Below are 20,960 nucleotides of genomic sequence, written 5' to 3' on the forward strand. Positions count from 1 at the left end.
ATCAGGCTACCTTTTCGACAGAAACGTCGGCATCAGGGCGGGTCAGCGTCATCACCGACGCCAGTTTATTCAGCGTATTGCCCAGAGTTTGCGGAATGGCGGTGGCGGCAACAAAGCGATCCGGGCGCATCACCACCAGCGAAGCATTATGTTGCGCAAACCAGCTACGCAGGCGACCTTGCGTATCGCCCACGCGTAGCACGCCGTCGTGATTATCCTGTGCGGTATGAATTTGCACTTCCGGCACCACCTGAATGAAGCGTGTGCCCAACGCACTCCACTGCTGGATTTGCTCGTTGCTCATTCCCCACAGTGGATTGCATCCCCAGCCAATTACCGCGAAGTTCGCGCCGATCGCGTTATCGAGCAGCGTCACGTCGCCGTTTTCCAGCGTGACTTTCGGCTGAATAAACATCTTGCCGACCGGAGAGTGCTTCGCTTCGCCCTCACGCACCAGCGCACCGCCGTAATATTGCGGCATCGGCTTGAAGCGCATTTCGAGGAAGTAGCGTTTTACTGGCGGCAGATAATTCAGTAGCCAGGAAACGCCGTCACGTAACGTACCCTGCCAGCATTTCGGCGGAGCCAGCACGTTGCCCGCGGTCACGGACAGGTCAATCATCGCTTTGGCGTGATCGCGACGTTCTTGTTGATAGGTATCGAGTAGCGCATCGCGGGCTTTCCCCTGGATAACCAACGCCAGCTTCCAGGCGAGGTTAAAGGCGTCGCGCATACCGCTGTTATAGCCCTGCCCCTGCCACACCGGCATGATGTGCGCGGCATCGCCCGCCAGCAGTACGCGATCAATACGAAAACGTTGCGCCAGTCGCGCGTTGTGGGTGTAGACACGCTGGCGAATCAATTCAACATTGTCCGGATTAGGCAGCACTTTGCTTAACAGCTTGCGCATATTTTGCGGCTCACGCAGCTGTTCCTCGGTTTCTCCCGGCATCACCATAAATTCAAAGCGACGAACCGCATGAGGCAGCGCGGCAGAAACATACGGGCGCACTGGATCGCAACACAGGTAGATATGCGGCGTACTTAACGGATCGTTGGCGATATCTACCACAATCCACTGATTTGGCGCGGTTTTACCTTCAAACGGCACATTCAGGGTGCGACGGACAAAACTTGCCCCACCATCACAGGCCACCAGCCATTGGGCTTTGACCGTTTCCCGCTGCCCTTCTGCCGTTTTCAGGTGCAAGGTCACTTCGTCATCTTGCTGGCTGAAGGCCTCCAGCTCGCGGGAAAACAAGCAGCGCACATTCGGAAAACGCGACAACCCTTCCAGCATCACCGCATCGACCTGCGGCTGAATAAAGGCGTTACGGCGCGGCCAGCCAAATTCATCGGTCATTGGCTGAATATCAGCAAAACAGCGGCCTTTTGGGGTGAGAAAACGCATCGCATGCCACGGCGTAGTGTGCGGCAGAACATTATCGACCAGGCCAACCGACTGCATGGTGCGCAGCGCCTCGTCATCAATACCAATCGCACGCGGGTAGTCGATCAACTTATCGAGTTTCTCCACCACCAGCACGTCAATGCCCATCTGGCCGAGATAGTTCGCCATCATCAGCCCGACCGGACCGGCACCAGCGATCGCCACCTGAACGTTATGGTTAACAGCAGGCTGGATGTCAGGGTGTTGTATTGCCATTTCAGTACCTCACGACTCGGACAAAATGCCGTTGCGCGCACAGTACAGCGCAACGGCATTTTGTTAAAAACATGTAAATTATTTTTTATTGTTCGCTCAGTATAGGAAGGGGGTTTTCGGCTACAATCAAAACATGCCCGAATGTGCACCAGGTGCACAACGTTGTTTTAACTATAGAAATGTCAATTAATATGCAGAACGATGAGCAGACGGAATACAAAACCGTGCGCGGATTAACCCGCGGTCTAATGTTATTAAATATGTTAAATAAACTTGACGGCGGTGCCAGCGTCGGGCTGCTGGCGGAACTCAGCGGTCTGCATCGCACCACTGTGCGGCGACTGCTGGAGACGTTACTGGAAGAGGGATATGTCCGGCGCAGTACCTCCGATGACAGTTTTCGTCTGACCATCAAAGTGCGGCAATTAAGCGAAGGGTTTCGTGACGAACAGTGGATTTCTGCGCTGGCGGCCCCGCTGCTGGGCGATCTATTGCGCGAAGTGGTGTGGCCGACAGATGTTTCCACGCTGGATGTTGATGCAATGGTGGTACGCGAAACCACTCACCGTTTCAGTCGATTATCCTTTCACCGGGCAATGGTCGGGCGGCGTTTACCGCTCCTGAAAACCGCCTCGGGCCTGACCTGGCTGGCCTTTTGCCCGGAACAAGAACGCCAGGCATTAATCGAAATGTTAGCCGCCCGCCCCGGTGATGACTATCAACTGGCACGGGAACCGTTAAAGCTGGAAGCCATTCTGGCGCGTGCACGCAAAGAAGGTTACGGACAGAACTACCGCGGCTGGGATCAGGAGGAGAAGATCGCCTCCATTGCCGTGCCGCTGCGCAGTGAACAACGGGTGATTGGCTGTTTGAATCTGGTGTATATGGCCAGTGCGATGACCATTGAACAGGCGGCAGAAAAACATCTTCCGGCGCTGCAACGGGTAGCAAAACAGATTGAAGAAAGGGTGGAATCGCAGGCTATTCTGGTGGCCGGACGGCGAAGTGGCGTGCATTTGCGCTAGCGACGTCAATGTGTAATTTGGCCCATTCTCATCGTTATTCGCCCATTTGCCCACATGCACAGTACGGGCTGCACGCTACGCTAATGACATCAATACTGTGATGTGGAGCAAATCATGAAAATTACTCAAATTCGTAATGCCACCCAAATTATCCAATACGCTGGCAAAACATTTCTTATCGACCCGTTACTCGCGCCTAAAGGAAGTTATCCGGGTTTTGCCGGAACTGCACGCGCAGAAATCCGCAATCCAACGGTAGAATTACCGTGCGATTTAACAACGTTACTCAACGTTGACGCCCTAATCGTGACTCATTTGCATGAAGATCACTGGGACGAAACAGCCTCCCGCGTCGTCCCCAAAGATAAACTGATTTATGTGCAAAATGAGCAAGATGCTGAATCACTGCATAAACAAGGATTTACGCATCTTACCGTACTTACCGACGAGACTAAATTTGGTGATATAACTCTGCATAAAACGACAGGGCAACACGGCTCCGATCGCACCTATGCCGACCCGGCTATGGCGAAGCGTTTAGGCGCAGCCTGCGGCGTTGTTTTCCAGCACCCGACAGAGAAAACGCTCTATCTGGCTGGCGATACCCTCTGGCGTGACGACGTCGAGGCTACAATGCTAACTTTCCAACCAGAAGTGGTTGTGTTGAATGCCGGATTTGCGCATGTTCTGGGGCATGGCGCGATAATTATGGGAGCAGAAGATATTCTCAAAGCACATTTTACCCTGCCAGAAGCGCAAATTGTCGCGACACATATGGAGGCCGTAAACCACTGTTTGCTGACGCGTGATGCGCTCAAGGAATACGCCAGAGATAATCAAATTATCGAATTTGTGAACGTACCAGAAGATGGTGAAACGTTGACATTCTAATTCGGAGATAAAGAGTGTTATGCGCCCGCTAACTGTTGCCATTATCGCCGTTGCCGGTTTTAGCCCTTTTCACCTTTCCGTACCGTTTATCGTGTTTAGCGAAAAAATGGCGGAGAAAAAACGCTTTCACGTAATTATCTGCGCTGAAAATCTGGGAAACGTGGACTCTGCCGATGGGTTTTCCGTAACTGCCACCCATGACTATACCGCAGTCATCCAGGCGGATATTGTGATAATTCCTTACTGGGGAACAATTACACAAAAACCGCCACAAAAGCTGCTGAAAGCCTTAACGACCGCACGGGATAACGGCGCACAGATTGTCGGGCTTTGCCTGGGCACGTTTGTGCTCGGCTATGCAGGTTTACTGAACAATAAGCGTGCTGCCACGCACTGGGAGTTCGAGCGTGAATTTCAGGCACGTTTTCCACAAACATATCTGGATATTAACGCGTTGTATGTAGACGATGACGGTATTATTACCTCTGCCGGTACTGCCGCGGCGCTGGATTGCTGTTTGTATATTGTTCGGCAACATTTTGGCAGCGACTATGATAACCATATTGCCCGACGGATGGTCGTACCGCCATATCGCACCGGCGGTCAGGCGCAGTTTATAGAGCAACCGGTGCCGAAAAATACCCATGATGAACGCATTAACCTCCTGCTGGATTACCTGCGGCAAAACATTGCGCAACAGCATGATCTCGACTCGCTGGCGCAGCGAGTAATGATGAGTCGCCGCACGCTAACCCGTCATTTTATGAAAGCGACCGGTTCGAGTATCGCCGAATGGCTCATCACTGAACGCTTACGCCGTAGCCAGGAACTGTTGGAAACCAGTCAGTTGCCCGTTGAGAGGATAGCGGCTGAGGTGGGTTTTCTCTCACCTGTGACCTGGCGTCAGCATTTTAAATCTCACTTCGGCGTCAGCCCCGCCGAATGGCGAAAAACCTTCCGTGGTATGGCATGATAGCGCCCGGAAGAAAGTGAATTCAGGGTGGTGAATGTGAAACCAGTAACGCTATACGATGTCGCAGAGTATGCCGGTGTCTCTTATCAGACCGTTTCCCGCGTGGTAAATCAGGCCAGCCACGTTTCTGCGAAAACGCGGGAAAAAGTGGAAGCGGCAATGGCGGAGCTGAATTACATTCCCAACCGCGTGGCACAACAACTGGCGGGCAAACAGTCGTTGCTGATTGGCGTTGCCACCTCCAGTCTGGCCCTGCACGCGCCGTCACAAATTGTCGCGGCGATAAAATCTCGCGCCGACCAACTGGGTGCCAGCGTGGTGGTGTCGATGGTAGAACGAAGCGGCGTCGATGCCTGTAAAGCGGCGGTACACAATCTTCTCGCGCAACGCGTTAGCGGTCTGATCATCAACTATCCGCTGGATGAACAAGATGCCATTGCGGTGGAAGCCGCCTGTGGTAACGTGCCAGCGTTATTCCTTGATGTCTCTGACCAGGCCCCCATCAACAGTATTATTTTTTCCCATGTAGACGGTACGCGGCTTGGCGTGGATCATCTGGTCGCATTAGGTCACCAGCAAATCGCGCTGTTAGCAGGCCCATTAAGTTCTGTCTCCGCGCGTCTGCGTCTGGCGGGCTGGCACAAATATCTCAAACACCATCAAATTCAGCCAATAGCGGAACTGGAAGGCGACTGGAGCGCCATGTCCGGTTTTCAACAAACCATGCAGATGCTGAATGAGGGCGTTATTCCCACCGCGATGCTGGTTGCCAACGATCAGATGGCGTTGGGCGCAATGCGCGCCATTACCGAGTTCGGGCTGCGCGTCGGCGCGGATATCTCGGTAGTGGGATACGACGATACCGAAGACAGCTCGTGTTATATCCCGCCGTTAACCACCATCAAACAGGATTTTCGTCTGCTGGGGAAAACCAGCGTAGACCGCTTGCTGCAACTCTCTCAGGGGCAGGCGGTGAAGGGAAATCAGCTACTGCCCGTCTCACTGGTGAAAAGAAAAACCACCCTGCCACCCAATACGCAAACCGCCTCTCCCCGCGCGTTGGCCGATTCATTAATGCAGCTGGCAAGGCAAATTTCCCGTCTGGAAAGCGGACAGTGAGCGCAACGCAATTAATGTGAGTCAGCTCACTCATTAGGCCCCCCAGGCTTTACACTCTATGCGTCAGGCTCGTATGTTGTGTGAAATTGTGAGCGGATAACAATTTCACACAGGATACAGCTATGACCATGATTACGGATTCACTGGCCGTCGTATTACAACGTCGTGACTGGGAAAACCCTGGCGTTACCCAACTTAATCGCCTTGCGGCGCATCCCCCTTTCGCCAGCTGGCGTAATAGCGAAGAAGCCCGCGCCGATCGCCCTTCCCGACAGTTGCGCAGCCTGAATGGTGAGTGGCAATTTGCCTGGTTTCCGGCACCAGAAGCGGTGCCGGAAAGCTGGCTCGAGAGCGATCTTCCTGACGCCGATACTGTCGTCGTCCCCTCAAACTGGCAGATGCACGGTTACGACGCGCCCATCTACACCAACGTGACCTATCCCATTGCGGTCAATCCGCCATTTGTTCCTGCAGAAAATCCGACAGGCTGTTACTCGCTCACATTTAATGTTGATGAAAGCTGGCTACAGGAAGGCCAGACGCGAATTATTTTTGATGGCGTTAACTCGGCGTTTCATCTGTGGTGCAACGGGCGCTGGGTCGGTTACGGCCAGGACAGTCGTTTGCCGTCTGAATTTGACCTGAGCGAATTTTTACGCGCCGGAGAAAACCGCCTCGCGGTGATGGTGCTGCGCTGGAGTGACGGTAGCTATCTGGAAGATCAGGATATGTGGCGAATGAGCGGCATTTTCCGTGACGTCTCGTTGCTGCACAAACCGACCACACAAATCAGCGATTTCCATGTTGCCACTCGCTTTAATGATGATTTCAGCCGCGCTGTACTGGAGGCTGAAGTTCAGATGTACGGCGAACTGCGCGATGAGCTGCGGATAACAGTTTCTTTATGGCAGGGTGAAACGCAGGTCGCCAGCGGCACCGCACCTTTCGGCGGCGAAATTATCGATGAACGTGGTGGTTATAGCGATCGCGTCACGCTACGTCTGAACGTCGAAAACCCGGCGCTGTGGAGCGCCGAACTCCCGAATCTCTATCGTGCGGTGGTTGAACTGCACACCGCCGACGGCACGCTGATTGAAGCAGAAGCCTGCGATGTCGGTTTCCGCGAGGTGCGGATTGAAAATGGCCTGCTGCTGCTGAACGGCAAGCCGTTGCTGATTCGCGGCGTTAACCGTCACGAGCATCATCCTCTGCATGGTCAGGTCATGGATGAGCAGACGATGGTGCAGGATATCCAGCTGATGAAGCAGAACAACTTTAACGCCGTGCGCTGTTCGCATTATCCGAACCATCCGCTGTGGTACACGCTGTGCGACCGCTATGGCCTGTATGTGGTGGATGAAGCCAATATTGAAACCCACGGCATGGTGCCGATGAATCGACTGACGGATGATCCGCGCTGGTTACCTGCGATGAGCGAACGCGTAACGCGGATGGTGCAGCGCGATCGTAATCACCCGAGCGTAATCATCTGGTCGCTGGGGAATGAATCAGGCCACGGCGCTAATCACGACGCGCTGTATCGCTGGATCAAATCTGTCGATCCTTCCCGCCCGGTACAGTATGAAGGCGGCGGAGCCGACACCACGGCCACCGATATTATTTGCCCGATGTACGCGCGCGTGGATGAAGACCAGCCCTTCCCGGCTGTGCCGAAATGGTCCATCAAAAAATGGCTTTCGCTGCCTGGAGAGACGCGCCCGCTGATCCTTTGCGAATATGCCCACGCGATGGGTAACAGTCTTGGCGGCTTCGCTAAATACTGGCAGGCGTTTCGTCAGTACCCCCGTTTACAGGGCGGCTTTGTCTGGGACTGGGTGGATCAGTCGCTGATTAAATATGATGAAAACGGAAACCCGTGGTCGGCTTACGGCGGTGATTTTGGCGATACGCCAAACGATCGCCAGTTCTGCATGAACGGTCTGGTCTTTGCCGACCGCACGCCGCATCCGACGCTGACGGAAGCAAAACACCAACAGCAGTTTTTCCAGTTCCGTTTATCCGGGCGGACCATCGAAGTGACCAGCGAATACCTGTTCCGTCATAGCGATAACGAGATCCTGCACTGGTCGGCGGCGCTCGATGGCAAGCCGCTGGCAAGCGGTGAAGTGCCTCTGGATGTCGCCCCACAAGGTAAACAGTTGATTGAACTGCCTGAACTACCGCAGCCGGAGAGCGCCGGGCAACTCTGGCTCACAGTACGCGTAGTGCAACCGAACGCGACCGCATGGTCAGAAGCCGGACACATCAGCGCCTGGCAACAATGGCGGCTGGCGGAAAACCTCAGCGTGACACTCCCCTACGCGTCCCACGCCATCCCGCAACTGACCACCAGCGAAACGGATTTTTGCATCGAGCTGGGTAACAAGCGTTGGCAATTTAACCGCCAGTCAGGCTTTCTTTCACAGATGTGGATTGGCGATGAAAAACAACTGCTGACGCCGCTGCGCGATCAGTTCACCCGTGCACCGCTGGATAACGACATTGGCGTAAGTGAAGCAACGCGTATTGATCCGAACGCCTGGGTCGAACGCTGGAAGGCGGCGGGCCATTACCAGGCCGAAGCGGCGTTGTTGCAGTGCTCGGCAGATACACTTGCCGACGCGGTGCTGATTACGACCGCCCACGCGTGGCAGCATCAGGGGAAAACCTTATTTATCAGCCGGAAAACTTACCGGATTGATGGACACGGTGAGATGGTCATCAGTGTGGATGTTGAAGTGGCGAGCGATACGCCGCATCCGGCGCGGATTGGCCTGACCTGCCAGCTGGCGCAGGTAGCAGAGCGGGTAAACTGGCTCGGATTAGGGCCGCAAGAAAACTATCCCGACCGCCTTACTGCAGCCTGTTTTGACCGCTGGGATCTGCCATTGTCAGACATGTATACCCCGTACGTTTTCCCGAGCGAAAACGGTCTGCGCTGCGGGACGTGCGAATTGAATTATGGCCCACACCAGTGGCGCGGCGACTTCCAGTTCAATATCAGCCGCTACAGCCAACAACAACTGATGGCAACCAGTCATCGCCATCTGCTGCACGCGGAAGAAGGCACCTGGCTGAATATCGACGGTTTCCATATGGGGATTGGTGGCGACGACTCCTGGAGCCCGTCAGTGTCGGCAGAATTTCAACTGAGCGCAGGTCGCTATCATTACCAGTTGATCTGGTGCCAAAAATAATAATAACCGGGCAGGCTATGTCTGCCCGTATTTAGCGTAAGGAAATCCATTATGTTCTATTTAAAAAACACAAACTTTTGGATGTTCGGCTTATTCTTTTTCTTTTACTTTTTTATCATGGGTGCCTATTTCCCGTTTTTCCCGATTTGGCTACATGACATCAACCATATCAGCAAAAGTGATACCGGAATAATTTTTGCCGCTATTTCTCTGTTCTCCCTGTTATTTCAACCACTGTTTGGTCTGCTTTCTGACAAACTCGGGCTGCGCAAATACCTGCTATGGATTATTACCGGCATGTTAGTGATGTTTGCGCCGTTCTTTATTTTTATCTTCGGCCCGCTGTTACAGTACAACATTTTAGTAGGGTCGATTGTTGGTGGTATTTATCTTGGCTTTTGTTTTAACGCCGGTGCGCCAGCAGTAGAGGCATTTATCGAGAAAGTCAGCCGTCGCAGTAATTTCGAATTTGGTCGCGCGCGGATGTTTGGCTGTGTTGGCTGGGCGCTGTGTGCCTCGATTGTCGGCATCATGTTCACCATCAATAACCAGTTTGTTTTCTGGCTGGGTTCTGGCTGTGCGCTCATCCTCGCCGTTTTGCTCTTTTTTGCCAGAACGGATGCCCCTTCTTCCGCCACGGTTGCCAATGCCGTAGGCGCCAACCATTCTGCATTTAGCCTTAAGCTGGCACTGGAATTGTTCAGACAGCCCAAACTGTGGTTTTTGTCGCTGTATGTTATTGGCGTTTCCTGTACCTACGATGTTTTTGACCAACAGTTTGCTAATTTCTTTACTTCGTTTTTTACCTCCAGTGAACAGGGGACGCGGGTATTTGGCTACGTAACGACAATGGGCGAATTACTTAACGCCTCGATTATGTTCTTTGCGCCGCTGATTATTAATCGCATCGGTGGGAAAAACGCCCTGCTGCTGGCTGGCACTATTATGTCTGTACGCATTATTGGCTCATCGTTCGCCACTTCAGCGCTGGAAGTGGTCATTCTGAAAACGCTGCATATGTTTGAAGTACCGTTCCTGCTGGTGGGCTGCTTTAAATATATTACCAGCCAGTTTGAAGTGCGTTTTTCAGCGACGATTTATCTGGTCTGTTTCTGCTTCTTTAAGCAGCTGGCGATGATTTTTATGTCTGTACTGGCGGGCAATATGTATGAAAGCATCGGTTTCCAGGGTGCTTATCTGGTGCTGGGTCTGGTGGCGCTGGGCTTCACCTTGATTTCCGTGTTCACACTTAGCGGCCCCGGCCCGCTTTCTCTACTGCGTCGCCAGGTGAATGAAGTCGCTTAAGCAATTAATGTCGGATGGGGCGCGAGCGCCTTATCCGACCAACATATCAGGACGGAATGATCAAAATGAACATGCCAATGACCGAAAGAATAAAAGCAGGCAAGCTATTTACCGATATGTGCGAAGGCTTACCTGAAAAAAGACTTCGTGGGAAAACGTTAATGTATGAGTTTAATCACTCGCATCCATCAGAAGTTGAAAAAAGGGAAAGCCTGATTAAAGAAATGTTTGCCACGGTAGGAGAAAACGCCTGGGTAGAACCTCCCGTCTATTTTTCTTATGGTTCCAACATCCATATAGGCCGCAATTTTTACGCAAATTTCAATTTAACCATTGTCGATGACTACACGGTAACAATCGGTGATAACGTACTGATTGCACCCAACGTTACTCTTTCCGTTACGGGACACCCTGTACACCATGAATTGAGAAAAAATGGAGAGATGTACTCTTTTCCGATAACGATTGGCAATAATGTCTGGATCGGGAGTCATGTGGTCATTAATCCAGGCGTCACCATCGGGGATAATTCTGTTATTGGCGCGGGTAGTGTCGTCACAAAAGACATTCCACCAAACGTCGTGGCTGCTGGCGTTCCTTGTCGGGTTATTCGCGAAATAAACGACCGGGATAAGCAATATTATTACAAAGATTACAAAGTTGAATCGTCACTTTAAATTATAAAAATTGCCTGATGCGCTTTGCTTATCAGGCCTACAAATTCAGTGATCTACGTTGGCCGCATCCGGCATGAACAAAGCGCAGGAACAAGCGTCTCATCATGCCTCTTTGACCCACAGCTGCGGAAAACGTGCTGGTGCAAAGCGCAGGGTTATGATCATCAGCCCAACGACGCATAGCGCATGAAACGCCCAGTCCATCAGGTAATTGCCACTGATACTACGCAGCACGCCAGAAAACCAGGGGGCAAGCCCGGCAATGACAAAACCAATCCCCTGCATAAACGCCACCAGCTTGCCAGCAATAGTCGGTTGCACAGAGTGGTCGAGCGCCAGCAGCAAACAGAGCGGAAACGCGCCGCCCAGACCTAAACCACACACCATCGCCCACAATACCGGCAATTGCAGCGGCAGCCAGATAAAGCCGCAGAAACCCACCAGTTGTAACACCAGCGCCAGCATTAACAGTTTGCGTCGGTCCTGATGGCGAGCCATAGCAGGCATTAGCAATGCCCCTGCGGCTTGCCCAAGCGTCATCAACGCCAGCAAGGAACCGCTGTACTGCGCGCTGGCACCAATCTCAATATAGAAAGCGGGTAACCAGGCAATCAGGCTGGCGTAACCGCCGTTAATCAGACCGAAGTAAAGGCCCAGCGTCCACGCGCGGGGAGTGAATACCACGCGAACCGGAGTGGTTGTTGTCTTGTGAGAAGAGGCGACTTCGCGGGCGCTTTGCCACCACCAGGCAAAAAGCGCAACAACGGCAGGCAGCGCCCACCAGGCGAGTGTTTGATACCAGGTTTCGCTATGTTGAACTAACCAGGGCGTCAGGGCAGCACCAAGTCCACCGCCGCCCATCAGAGCCGCGGACCACAGCCCCATCACCAGTGGCGTGCGCTGCTGAAACCGCCGTTTAATCACCGAAGGCATCACCGCCTGAATGATACCGATCCCCACCCCACCAAGCAGTGCGCTGCTAAGCAGCAGCGCACTTTGGGGGTAAAGCTCACGCATCAATGCACCGACGGCAATCAGCAACAAACTGATGGCGACGCTGCGACGTTCGCTGACACGCTGATGAAGCCAGCTTCCGGCCAGTGCCAGCCCGCCCATGGTGACCACCGGCAGAGCGGTCAACAGGGCAGCCACGCTAAAGCTCATTCCGCTCGCCTGGCGCAATTGCGGTAGCAGTGGCCCGACGGAGGTGAGCAGTGGTCGCATATTAAGACCAATCAGCACTAGAACCAACAGCATCGTGAACGTCTTTTGATGGTCGCGCATGACTGTCAGAACGGTTTGGTCGGCAGATATTTACCATCTAAGGTGATGACCGCACGTTCGCCACCTTCCGGGTCCGCCACTTTCTTAACGTCGAGTTTGAAGTTAATCGCGCTGATAATGCCATCGCCAAACTTCTCATGAACCAACGCTTTCAGGGTTGTGCCGTACACCTGCAACATTTCATAGAAACGATACATCGTTGGGTCGGTTGGAATACGGTCATCAATGCAGCCACGCAGTGGCACAGTTTGTAATAACAGAATGGCGTCTTCGTCGAGATCCAGTTTCGCCCCGACCAGGCGGGCGGCGTCGGCAGGAAGCGCCTGCTGACCCAGCAAAGCCGCGGTTACGAAGGCTTCTGCCAGACCGGTGCCATCGGCAATCTCGGCAAATGAGAGATCTTTTTTAGCTTTGCTGAGCAAAATGGCATCGGCAAGATCAAGACGAATATTGCGGTTAATTTGCGACTGAATCATGGTGGATCTCCTGATGGTTTAAAAATAAGGTTACGCTGCGGTCGGCTGGCGTAGCGGTATGGCACAAACGCGAGGATTAGCTGCCAGTGGCACAAACTGGCGGGTTGCGCCGTCAAAAGCTGCGATGCTGCCGCTTTCAATGTCGTAGACCCAGCCGTGCAGGGCGATCCGCCCCTCTTCGAGCGCCAGGCGCACCGATGGATGAGTTTGCAAATTAGCCAACTGAGCAATGACGTTTTCACGTACCATCGCCGCAGCTTTTGACGGTAAATCGGGATGCGGGCGCGCCTCATTAACGACGCGGGCAGAATCGGCATAACGCAGCCAGTGGGAGACGGCAGGCATATGGTCCATGCACTGACAGCTGGCAATGGCGGTCATCGCGCCACAGTTGGAATGACCACAAATCACAATGTCAGATACCCGAAGCGCAGCGACGGCATACTCCACCGAAGCAGAAACGCCACCGGGTTCCGGCCCGTAGGAAGGGACGATATTGCCCGCATTGCGAATAACGAACAGATCGCCAGGCTCACGTTGCGTCACCAGCTCAGGGACCAGACGGCTATCGGAGCATGAGATAAAAAGTGTGCGCGGGCTTTGCTGTGTCGCCAGCTGTTTAAACAAGGCTTCCCGCTCAGGAAATGCCTCGCGCTGGAATTTAAGGAATCCATCAATAATCTCTTTCACCGTTAACCTCTGTCTGTCTCTGGAATGAGAGGCAGACTACTCGCCGATTGTCATAAGGTAAAAGACTCATTTATGATGAGTTCTATTGGATTTACTTATAGGTTGGTGAATGCTCTCTCGACATATCAATTACTTTCTTGCCGTGGCTGAACATGGCAGCTTCACCCGTGCCGCCAGCGCGTTGCACGTCTCCCAGCCTGCGCTTTCCCAGCAGATTCGCCAGTTAGAGGAGAGTTTAGGCGTGCCGCTGTTTGACCGTAGCGGGCGAACGATTCGTCTCACTGATGCGGGGGAAGTCTGGCGACAGTACGCCAGCCGGGCGTTACAGGAACTGGGGGCGGGTAAACGGGCGATTCATGATGTTGCCGATCTGACGCGAGGATCGCTGCGTATCGCCGTCACCCCCACCTTTACGAGCTACTTTATCGGCCCCTTAATGGCGGATTTCTATGCGCGCTACCCCGGCATCACGCTCCAGCTACAGGAAATGTCGCAGGAGAAAATCGAAGATATGCTTTGTCGCGACGAGCTGGACGTTGGGATTGCCTTCGCGCCTGTGCATTCGCCGGAGCTGGAGGCAATTCCTTTACTGACAGAAAGTTTAGCGTTGGTGGTGGCGAAACATCATCCGCTGGCTGACCAGGAACAGGTGGCATTGAGTCGCTTGCATGATGAAAAACTGGTCCTGCTCAGCGCGGAATTTGCCACCAGAGAGCAAATTGACCACTACTGCGAGAAAGCGGGGCTGCATCCACAGGTGGTGATAGAGGCGAACTCAATTAGCGCGGTTCTGGAGCTGATTCGCCGCACTTCTCTTTCCACCTTGCTGCCTGCGGCGATTGCCACACAACATGATGGGCTTAAAGCGATTTCTCTTGCCCCGCCACTACTGGAGAGAACGGCGGTTTTGTTGCGGCGGAAAAATAGCTGGCAGACAGCCGCCGCGAAGGCATTTTTGCACATGGCGTTGGAGGAATGCGCGGTTGTTGGCGGGAATGAATCACGGTAGCCACTGACACAGGTCAGCGGCTGGAATTGCCTGATGCGCTACGCTTATCAGGCCTACGAGTTCAGTGCAAGGCGTTCACGCCGCATCCGGGCATAAACTACAGCTGGCAGACAGCCGCCGCGAAGGCATTTTTGCACATGGCGTTGGATGAATACGCGGATGTTGGCGGGAATGAATCACGGTAGCCACTGACACAGGTCAGCGGCTGGAATTGCCTGATGCGCTACGCTTATCAGGCCTACGAGTTCAGTGCAAGGCGTTCACGCCGCATCCGGCATAAACTACGCTCGCTGTAACCCAGTCGATTATCGTTTGTAATCGATGGCTTCTGGCTGCTCCAGATACACGGTGGTTTGTGCCGGTTGTGTACTGGCGATCACTTTACCGCCACGTACCGAATAACGTACCGGAACCTGACGGCGCAGCGCGTCAAACCCATTTTCAGCCGGCAGGATAATCAGGTTAGCGCTGTTTCCGGCGGCAATGCCGTAATCCTGCAAATTCAACGTTCTGGCGCTATGGTGAGTGATTAAATTCAGGCCATCGTTAATTTGCCCGTAGCCCATCAACTGACAAACATGCAGCCCCATATGCAGCACTTGCAGCATATTCGCCGTTCCCAGCGGATACCACGGATCGAAGACATCATCGTGACCAAAGCAGACGTTAATGCCAGACTCCAGCATCTCTTTAACGCGCGTGATGCCGCGACGTTTTGGATACGTATCGAAACGCCCTTGCAGATGAATATTGACCAGCGGGTTGGCGACAAAGTTAATACCGGACATTTTCAGCAAGCGGAACAGGCGTGAGGTATACGCCCCGTTATAGGAGTGCATTGCCGTGGTGTGACTGGCAGTGACTCGCGCGCCCATGCCTTCACGGTGCGCCAGGGCGGCAACGGTTTCGACAAAGCGTGACTGTTCGTCATCGATCTCATCACAGTGAACATCGATGAGACGGTCGTATTTTTGCGCCAGGGCGAAGGTTTTATGCAGCGACTCCACGCCGTATTCACGGGTAAATTCAAAATGCGGAATCGCCCCCACTACGTCTGCCCCTAAGCGTAGCGCCTCTTCCAGCAACGCTTCACCGTTGGGATACGACAAAATCCCTTCCTGCGGGAAAGCAACGATTTGCAGATCAATCCACGGCGCGACTTCCTGCTTCACTTCCAGCATTGCTTTCAGCGCAGTCAGGGTTGCATCCGAAACATCGACATGGGTACGCACATGCTGAATGCCGTTGGCAATCTGCCATTTCAGCGTTTGCCAGGCGCGTTGTTTCACATCGTCATGAGTTAATAACGCTTTGCGCTCGGCCCAGCGTTCAATGCCTTCAAACAGCGTGCCGGACTGATTCCAGTTCGGTTGCCCGGCGGTTTGCGTGGTGTCCAGGTGAATATGCGGCTCCACAAACGGCGGTAAAACTAAACCTTGTTCGGCATCCAGGCTGTTTTCAGTTATGGGCATCACACCGGATTGCGCATCAATGGCGCTGATTTTTCCGTCCTGCAGATGAATCTGCCACAGCCCCTCTTTGCCGGGTAACCGGGCGTTAATAATTGTTTGTAAAGCGTTATTCGACACTGTTAGCCTCCACATGCGTCATTGCAGCTGTCGTTTTGCGATTCAAAATCGGGTTAAGGATCAGATAGCTCAGCGCGCCACCTAATACCGCGTTGACCGGAACAATTCCCGGTAACCAGTGGCCTGCGGCAATCCCCAGCGCGACAGCCAGAATCGCCACCCAATTGACACTCATCATACGCGTGGTCGCAAAGTGCTCATAGCGGCGACGGTTCATCAGATAGTCAGCGATAATCACGCCGCCCACTGGAGGAATAGCTGCCGAAAGGAAGGTCAGCCAGCCGACAAAATTGTTATACAGCCATAATGCGCAGACCGTACCGATAATACCGTTAATCACCGAAAGGGTTTTGCTCGACATACCGGTAATGTTGGCGAAACCTAAACCCGACGCATACAGCGCGTTATCGTTGGTGGTCCAGATATTCAGCCCCAGCACCACAATCGCAGGCAGCAGCAGGCCCTGAGCAATCATCACATCAGAGATATCTGCCATCCCCAGTGCCGCCGCTCCCGCTGCACCGAAAATAAACATCAACGAGTTGCCGAGGAAAAAGGCCACCATCGCCACCAGCACCGCCAGTTTGGCATTGCGACCAAAGCGGACAAAGTCAGCGGTGAGCGTACCCGCACTGATAAATGACCCCACAACCAGCGCCAGCGCGACATTGAAATCTAACGGTTGTGCGGGAACGACCGCTTTTAATGCGTCCAGGCCGCCCATGCCGTTAACGGCCAGCCACACGGAATAACCGCCAAGACAGGCGATAGCCGGAACCGCAATCACCGAAAGAACCGTCAGCGCCGAAATGCCAAAGAAGACGGTAACGGTCATCAGTAAACCGGAGACGGCAATCAGCAAATTAATATCCAGCCCGGTTGCCTTGCCCACCGGAATGGCAAACATCGCCACGCCAACGCCAAACCAGCCAACCTGGGTGCCTCCCAGCAGCAGTGAAGGCAGCCATGAGCCTTTAACACCAAACGAGAAACGAGCAAGAAGATGAGTGGTCAGGCCGGTTTTTGCGCCAATGTAACCAAGAAATGAAGTGTAAATACCGAGGAGAAGATTACCGATGAGGACTGCGAGGAAGAAATCATGATAGCTAAGACCGGTTCCGAGAGTGCCGCCGGTCCACATACTGGCGGAAAAGAAGGTTAATCCCAGCATGACGAACGTCAATGCCAATACCCCTTTCCGCGCCGACTGCGGGACTGGCCCCTGGCTAAAGTTGTTATCTTGCGACACGAAATTCCTCCGTTTGCTGTTTGAAACCCAAAAAATCCGCCGCATTCTATTCATCTGAAGATAAAAAGCAATCGTTTTCGTGGGGAAATATATTTTTTATATGAATGAGTGTGAAAAGGTGGGGGAAAACTTATCTGTGTAAAAACAGTGGGTAGGCTTGATAAGACGCGTCAGCGTCGCATCAGGCATCGGCACACGGTGTCGGATGCGGCGCGAGCGCCTTATCCAACCTGCGGTTCAGGCCTGTAGGCATGATAAGACGCGTCAGCGCCGCATCAGGCATCTGCGCATGGTGTCGGATGCGGCGCGAGCGCCTTATCCGACCTGCGGTTCAGGCCTGTGGCATGATAAAACGCGTCAGCGTCGCATCAGGCATCTGCGCACGGTGTCGGATGCGCCACGCGACGCATACGACAATGCCTTACTCTTCCATCGCCTGGCGGATCTGATCCAACGACGCAGGATCATCAATGGTCGTCAGATCCCCAGGATCGCGTCCTTCGCAAATCGCCTGGATCGTGCGCCGCAGCATTTTTCCGGATCGCGTTTTGGGTAATTGCGAGACAAACCAGACGTGCGCCGGGCGGCCAAAGTTGCCAATCTGGCTGTCCACCAGCGCCATAATCGCCTTCTCTTGCGAGTGCGCCACCTCGCGGTCATCCAGACTGTCGCTCTCTTTCGGAATGACAAACGCCACCGCTACCTGCCCTTTCAGCGCATCTTTCACCCCAACCACCGCCACTTCGGCAACGCCCGGATGACTGGAGATACTCTCCTCAATCTCACGCGTCCCCAGCCGATGCCCGGCAACGTTAATCACGTCATCAGTGCGCCCGAGAATAAAGTGATAACCGTCAGCATCGCGGATGCCCCAGTCAAAGGTGGCGTACACCGGTCGGGAAAACAACGACCAGTACGTCTTCACAAAGCGGTCGTCGTCGCCCCAGATGGTTTGAATACAGCCCGGCGGCAGCGGCCCTTCCACCACCAGCATCCCTTTCTCATTGACGCCGCACGGTTCGCCGGTGACTTCATTAAGCAACTGTACGTTGTAGCCATACATCGGCACACCAGGGCTTCCTAAACGCGTCGGCCTGTCATCCAGACCGCGAGCAATCGCCATAATCGGCCAGCCGGATTCGGTCTGCCAGTAGTTGTCGATGACCGGCACATCCAGCGTATTGCTCACCCAACTGGCGGTCGGCTCGTCCAGCGGTTCTCCAGCCAGATAGAGCACTTCCAGCGACGAGAGATCGTGTTTGCGAATTTCGGCGGTAGGGAATTTTTTCAGCACGCGAATAGCGGTCGGCGCTGAGAACATGCGGCTAACCTGATATTTCTCGACGATTTTCCACCACACACCGCAGTCCGGCCAGGTCGGCAATCCTTCGTAAACAATGGTCGCCATCCCCGCCAACAGCGGCGCGTAGACGATATACGAATGCCCAACCACCCAGCCGATATCCGAGGCGCAAAAGAACACGCCGCCCGCTTTGCCGCCAAAAATGGTGTCCATCGAGGTCGCCAGCGCCACCGCATAACCGCCGACGTCACGCTGCACGCCTTTAGGTTTGCCGGTCGTGCCGGAGGTGTAGAGAATGCAGGAGGTTTCGTTGGATTCCAGCCACGCCACCGGCACCCGCGCGCCGATGTGTTGATGGCGCAACGACGCGAAATCGACATCCCGCCCACTAACACGCGGCATTTTCGCCAGCCCGCGATCCACCAGTAAAACGTGGCGCGGCTGATGCTGTGCCTGACTTATCGCATCGTCGAGCAATTTTTTATACGGAATGATTTTACCGCCGCGCGCCCCGGCATCAGCCGAGACAATCAGCACCGGTTTAGCGTCATCAATTCGCGCCGCCACGCTGTGCGAGGCAAAACCCCCAAACACCACCGAGTGAATAGCACCAATGCGCGCGCAGGCCAGCAGGGTAATATGCGCTTCGGCAATCATCGGTATATACACCAGCACCCTATCGCCACGCTGCACGCCCAGCGAGCGCAGCATTGACGCCACCGCATTCACTTCGTCATGCAGTTGGCGGAAGGTAAAGGTACGCTCTTCCTCTGTTTCCGAAGAGACGGCAATCAATGCCAGCGCCTCTGGCTGTTTCTCCAGCCAGCGGTCGATAGCGTTGTGGCACAAGTTGGTTCGGCCTTCACAAAACCAACGGGCAAACGGCGGATTGCTGTGATCGAGCGTTTGCGTAAAGGGCGTCTGCCAGTCAATACGCCGGGCCTGCTCGGCCCAGAACTGCTCCGGTTCGTTAATCGAACGCTGATAAAATTCGCTAAAAGACATAATGCTCTCCTGTTGAACTTACGCCTTACCGCCGTTTACTTAAATGACGTACAGGTCGAGATACTCATTGACCGGCATCTGTTCGAGGCGAGCTCTGTCGAGAGAAACCTCCAGAATGCGCTGCTGTTGGCGAGTCGGGAACTGGCGCGCGAGATTGATTTTGAATTTATCGACCAGTTTCGGAATGCCGTCCTGGCGGCGGCGCGCATGACCAATTGGGTACTCCACCACCACTTCTTCAAAGCGCGTGCCGTCAGTGAACTCAAGGGTTATGGCATTGGCGATGGCACGTTTTTCCGGGTCGTGGTAGTCAGCGGTAAACGCCGGATCTTCAAAGCAATTGATCTTCTCGCGCAGAGCGTCGATGCGTTTATCTTGTGCCACGTTGTCCTCGTAATCTGCCGCCGTTAAGCGCCCGAATAGCAGCGGGATCGCCACCATGTACTGAATGCAGTGGTCGCGATCCGCCGGGTTATTGAGAGGCCCTTTTTTGTCGATAATGCGAATACAGGCTTCGTGGGTGCGAATGGTCACTTTTTCGATATCTGCCACCGTTTTGCCTGCGGCATGCATCTGTTCATAGAGCGTCATCGCTGCTTCAACGGCCGTCTGGGAGTGGAACTCCGCCGGGAAGGAGATTTTGAACAGCACATTCTCCATAACGTAGGAACCGTACGGGCGCTGGAAGCGGAACGACTCGCCTTTAAAGGAGACGTCGTAAAAACCCCACACCGGCGCGGTCAGGGCTGACGGGTAACCCATTTCGCCCGTTTTCGCCATCAGTGCCAGACGTACCGCACGGGAAGTGGCATCACCCGCTGCCCAGGATTTACGCGTGCCGGTGTTCGGCGCATGGCGATAAGTGCGCAGCGACTGACCATCTACCCACGCCAGCGAAACGGCGTTGAGAATTTCCTCGCGGGTCAGGCCGAGCATTTCGGCAACCACGGCGGTGGAAGCCACTTTCACTAACAGAACGTGGTCGAGACCGACGCGATTAAAGGAGTTTTCCAGCGCAATGCAGCCCTGAATTTCATGGGCTTTAATCATTCCGGTCAGCACCTGTTTCATGGTTAACGGGGCTTTGCCGCTGGCGACTGCGTTACGTGAAAGCCAGTCTGCCGTTGCCAGAATGCCGCCGAGGTTGTCGGAAGGATGGCCCCACTCCGCCGCCAGCCAGGTATCGTTGAAATCGAGCCAACGGATCATCGCGCCAATGTTAAATGCCGCCTGGACGGGGTCGAGCTGAAACTGAGTTCCGGGGACGCGCACGCCGTTAGGTACAACGGTGCCGGGGACAATTGGCCCCAGCAGTTTTTTGCAGGCCGGGTATTCAAGGGCTTCAAGACCGCAGCCGAGCGTGTCGAGCAGGCAGTAATGAGCGGTGTCGTAGGCCACTCTGGAGCTGATTTCGTAGTTCATCACGTAATCGACGATATCAACGATTTCACGATCAAATTCCGGGCGGATGTTGTTGATTTGAGCTGACATTGGGTACGTTT

Annotated in this window: 16 protein-coding genes; 8 read left to right on the forward strand and 8 right to left on the reverse strand. The window is 54.0% G+C overall.

Going from position 1 to position 20,960, the window contains the following annotated elements; translation table 11 throughout:
- Position 1: 1 nt before the first annotated feature.
- Positions 2-1,666 carry a bifunctional 3-(3-hydroxy-phenyl)propionate/3-hydroxycinnamic acid hydroxylase gene (locus FEK50_RS02850; RefSeq protein ID WP_131160950.1) on the reverse strand — a complete coding sequence of 555 codons (1,665 nt, stop codon included), beginning with the start codon at positions 1,664-1,666 and terminating at the stop codon, positions 2-4.
- Positions 1,667-1,857: 191 nt separating this feature from the next.
- Between FEK50_RS02850 and FEK50_RS02855 the strand changes: the two genes are divergently transcribed.
- The 7 genes from FEK50_RS02855 (at position 1,858) to lacA (ending at position 10,853) form a co-directional block, all read left to right on the forward strand.
- On the forward strand, positions 1,858-2,691 hold the full coding sequence (locus FEK50_RS02855) for a DNA-binding transcriptional regulator (RefSeq protein ID WP_240780236.1): 834 nt from the start codon (positions 1,858-1,860) through the stop codon (positions 2,689-2,691).
- Positions 2,692-2,805: 114 nt separating this feature from the next.
- On the forward strand, positions 2,806-3,582 hold the full coding sequence (locus FEK50_RS02860; RefSeq protein WP_130206137.1) for an MBL fold metallo-hydrolase: 777 nt from the start codon (positions 2,806-2,808) through the stop codon (positions 3,580-3,582).
- A gap of 19 nt (positions 3,583-3,601) precedes the next feature.
- On the forward strand, positions 3,602-4,555 hold the full coding sequence (locus tag FEK50_RS02865; protein WP_131160948.1) for a GlxA family transcriptional regulator: 954 nt from the start codon (positions 3,602-3,604) through the stop codon (positions 4,553-4,555).
- A gap of 36 nt (positions 4,556-4,591) precedes the next feature.
- Complete coding sequence (gene lacI / locus FEK50_RS02870; RefSeq protein WP_130260339.1) at positions 4,592-5,674, forward strand: DNA-binding transcriptional repressor LacI; 1,083 nt, start codon at positions 4,592-4,594, stop codon at positions 5,672-5,674.
- Between the two features lie 122 nt (positions 5,675-5,796).
- Positions 5,797-8,871 carry a beta-galactosidase gene (gene lacZ, locus FEK50_RS02875; RefSeq protein ID WP_131160947.1) on the forward strand — a complete coding sequence of 1,025 codons (3,075 nt, stop codon included), beginning with the start codon at positions 5,797-5,799 and terminating at the stop codon, positions 8,869-8,871.
- Between the two features lie 51 nt (positions 8,872-8,922).
- Positions 8,923-10,176 carry a lactose permease gene (gene lacY, locus FEK50_RS02880; protein WP_130223311.1) on the forward strand — a complete coding sequence of 418 codons (1,254 nt, stop codon included), beginning with the start codon at positions 8,923-8,925 and terminating at the stop codon, positions 10,174-10,176.
- Positions 10,177-10,241: 65 nt separating this feature from the next.
- Positions 10,242-10,853: a galactoside O-acetyltransferase gene (gene lacA / locus FEK50_RS02885; protein WP_130260341.1), complete on the forward strand. Its 612-nt coding sequence runs from the start codon at positions 10,242-10,244 to the stop codon at positions 10,851-10,853.
- A 102-nt stretch (positions 10,854-10,955) separates the two neighbouring features.
- On the opposite strand, the gene cynX is transcribed toward lacA, so the two are convergent.
- Genes cynX through cynT form a run of 3 tightly spaced genes read right to left on the reverse strand, consistent with a single transcriptional unit; the run spans position 10,956 to position 13,303 of the window.
- On the reverse strand, positions 10,956-12,137 hold the full coding sequence (gene cynX / locus FEK50_RS02890; protein WP_130260342.1) for a cyanate transporter CynX: 1,182 nt from the start codon (positions 12,135-12,137) through the stop codon (positions 10,956-10,958).
- A gap of 5 nt (positions 12,138-12,142) precedes the next feature.
- Positions 12,143-12,613, reverse strand: coding sequence for a cyanase (gene cynS / locus FEK50_RS02895; RefSeq protein ID WP_130206125.1), 471 nt, complete (start codon positions 12,611-12,613; stop codon positions 12,143-12,145).
- 30 nt (positions 12,614-12,643) lie between these two features.
- Positions 12,644-13,303: a carbonic anhydrase CynT gene (gene cynT / locus FEK50_RS02900; RefSeq protein WP_130206123.1), complete on the reverse strand. Its 660-nt coding sequence runs from the start codon at positions 13,301-13,303 to the stop codon at positions 12,644-12,646.
- Positions 13,304-13,412: 109 nt separating this feature from the next.
- Here cynT and cynR point away from each other — a divergent pair, with 109 nt between their 5' ends.
- The gene (gene cynR, locus FEK50_RS02905) at positions 13,413-14,312 is read left to right on the forward strand and encodes a transcriptional regulator CynR (protein WP_131160946.1); all 900 of its coding nucleotides are present in this window, start codon (positions 13,413-13,415) and stop codon (positions 14,310-14,312) included.
- Positions 14,313-14,617: 305 nt separating this feature from the next.
- On the opposite strand, the gene codA is transcribed toward cynR, so the two are convergent.
- From codA to prpD, 4 genes are all read right to left on the reverse strand, one after another.
- Complete coding sequence (gene codA, locus FEK50_RS02910; protein WP_130260344.1) at positions 14,618-15,901, reverse strand: cytosine/isoguanine deaminase; 1,284 nt, start codon at positions 15,899-15,901, stop codon at positions 14,618-14,620.
- The gene (gene codB / locus FEK50_RS02915) at positions 15,891-17,150 is read right to left on the reverse strand and encodes a cytosine permease (protein ID WP_000076233.1); all 1,260 of its coding nucleotides are present in this window, start codon (positions 17,148-17,150) and stop codon (positions 15,891-15,893) included. Before codB ends, codA begins: the two co-directional genes overlap by 11 nt.
- Before the next feature lie 421 nt (positions 17,151-17,571).
- Positions 17,572-19,458, reverse strand: coding sequence for a propionate--CoA ligase (gene prpE, locus FEK50_RS02920; protein WP_131160945.1), 1,887 nt, complete (start codon positions 19,456-19,458; stop codon positions 17,572-17,574).
- Positions 19,459-19,497: 39 nt separating this feature from the next.
- Entirely contained in the window at positions 19,498-20,949 is a 1,452-nt protein-coding gene (gene prpD / locus FEK50_RS02925; protein ID WP_131160944.1) for a 2-methylcitrate dehydratase, read from the reverse strand.
- Positions 20,950-20,960 lie beyond the last annotated feature (11 nt).

It is taken from the genome of Escherichia sp. E2586 (genome assembly GCF_005781105.1).
GTDB lineage: Bacteria > Pseudomonadota > Gammaproteobacteria > Enterobacterales > Enterobacteriaceae > Escherichia.

What these genes read in the sequence shown, in the direction of transcription:
- cynS (WP_130206125.1), bottom strand. Translation starts at nt 12,613, where the DNA reads ATGATTCAGTCGCAAATTAACCGCAATATTCGTCTTGATCTTGCCGAT.
- FEK50_RS02865 (WP_131160948.1), top strand. Translation starts at nt 3,602, where the DNA reads ATGCGCCCGCTAACTGTTGCCATTATCGCCGTTGCCGGTTTTAGCCCT.
- FEK50_RS02850 (WP_131160950.1), bottom strand. Translation starts at nt 1,666, where the DNA reads ATGGCAATACAACACCCTGACATCCAGCCTGCTGTTAACCATAACGTT.
- cynX (WP_130260342.1), bottom strand. Translation starts at nt 12,137, where the DNA reads ATGCGCGACCATCAAAAGACGTTCACGATGCTGTTGGTTCTAGTGCTG.
- FEK50_RS02860 (WP_130206137.1), top strand. Translation starts at nt 2,806, where the DNA reads ATGAAAATTACTCAAATTCGTAATGCCACCCAAATTATCCAATACGCT.
- prpD (WP_131160944.1), bottom strand. Translation starts at nt 20,949, where the DNA reads ATGTCAGCTCAAATCAACAACATCCGCCCGGAATTTGATCGTGAAATC.
- cynR (WP_131160946.1), top strand. Translation starts at nt 13,413, where the DNA reads ATGCTCTCTCGACATATCAATTACTTTCTTGCCGTGGCTGAACATGGC.
- lacA (WP_130260341.1), top strand. Translation starts at nt 10,242, where the DNA reads ATGAACATGCCAATGACCGAAAGAATAAAAGCAGGCAAGCTATTTACC.
- lacZ (WP_131160947.1), top strand. Translation starts at nt 5,797, where the DNA reads ATGACCATGATTACGGATTCACTGGCCGTCGTATTACAACGTCGTGAC.
- prpE (WP_131160945.1), bottom strand. Translation starts at nt 19,458, where the DNA reads ATGTCTTTTAGCGAATTTTATCAGCGTTCGATTAACGAACCGGAGCAG.
- lacY (WP_130223311.1), top strand. Translation starts at nt 8,923, where the DNA reads ATGTTCTATTTAAAAAACACAAACTTTTGGATGTTCGGCTTATTCTTT.
- FEK50_RS02855 (WP_240780236.1), top strand. Translation starts at nt 1,858, where the DNA reads ATGCAGAACGATGAGCAGACGGAATACAAAACCGTGCGCGGATTAACC.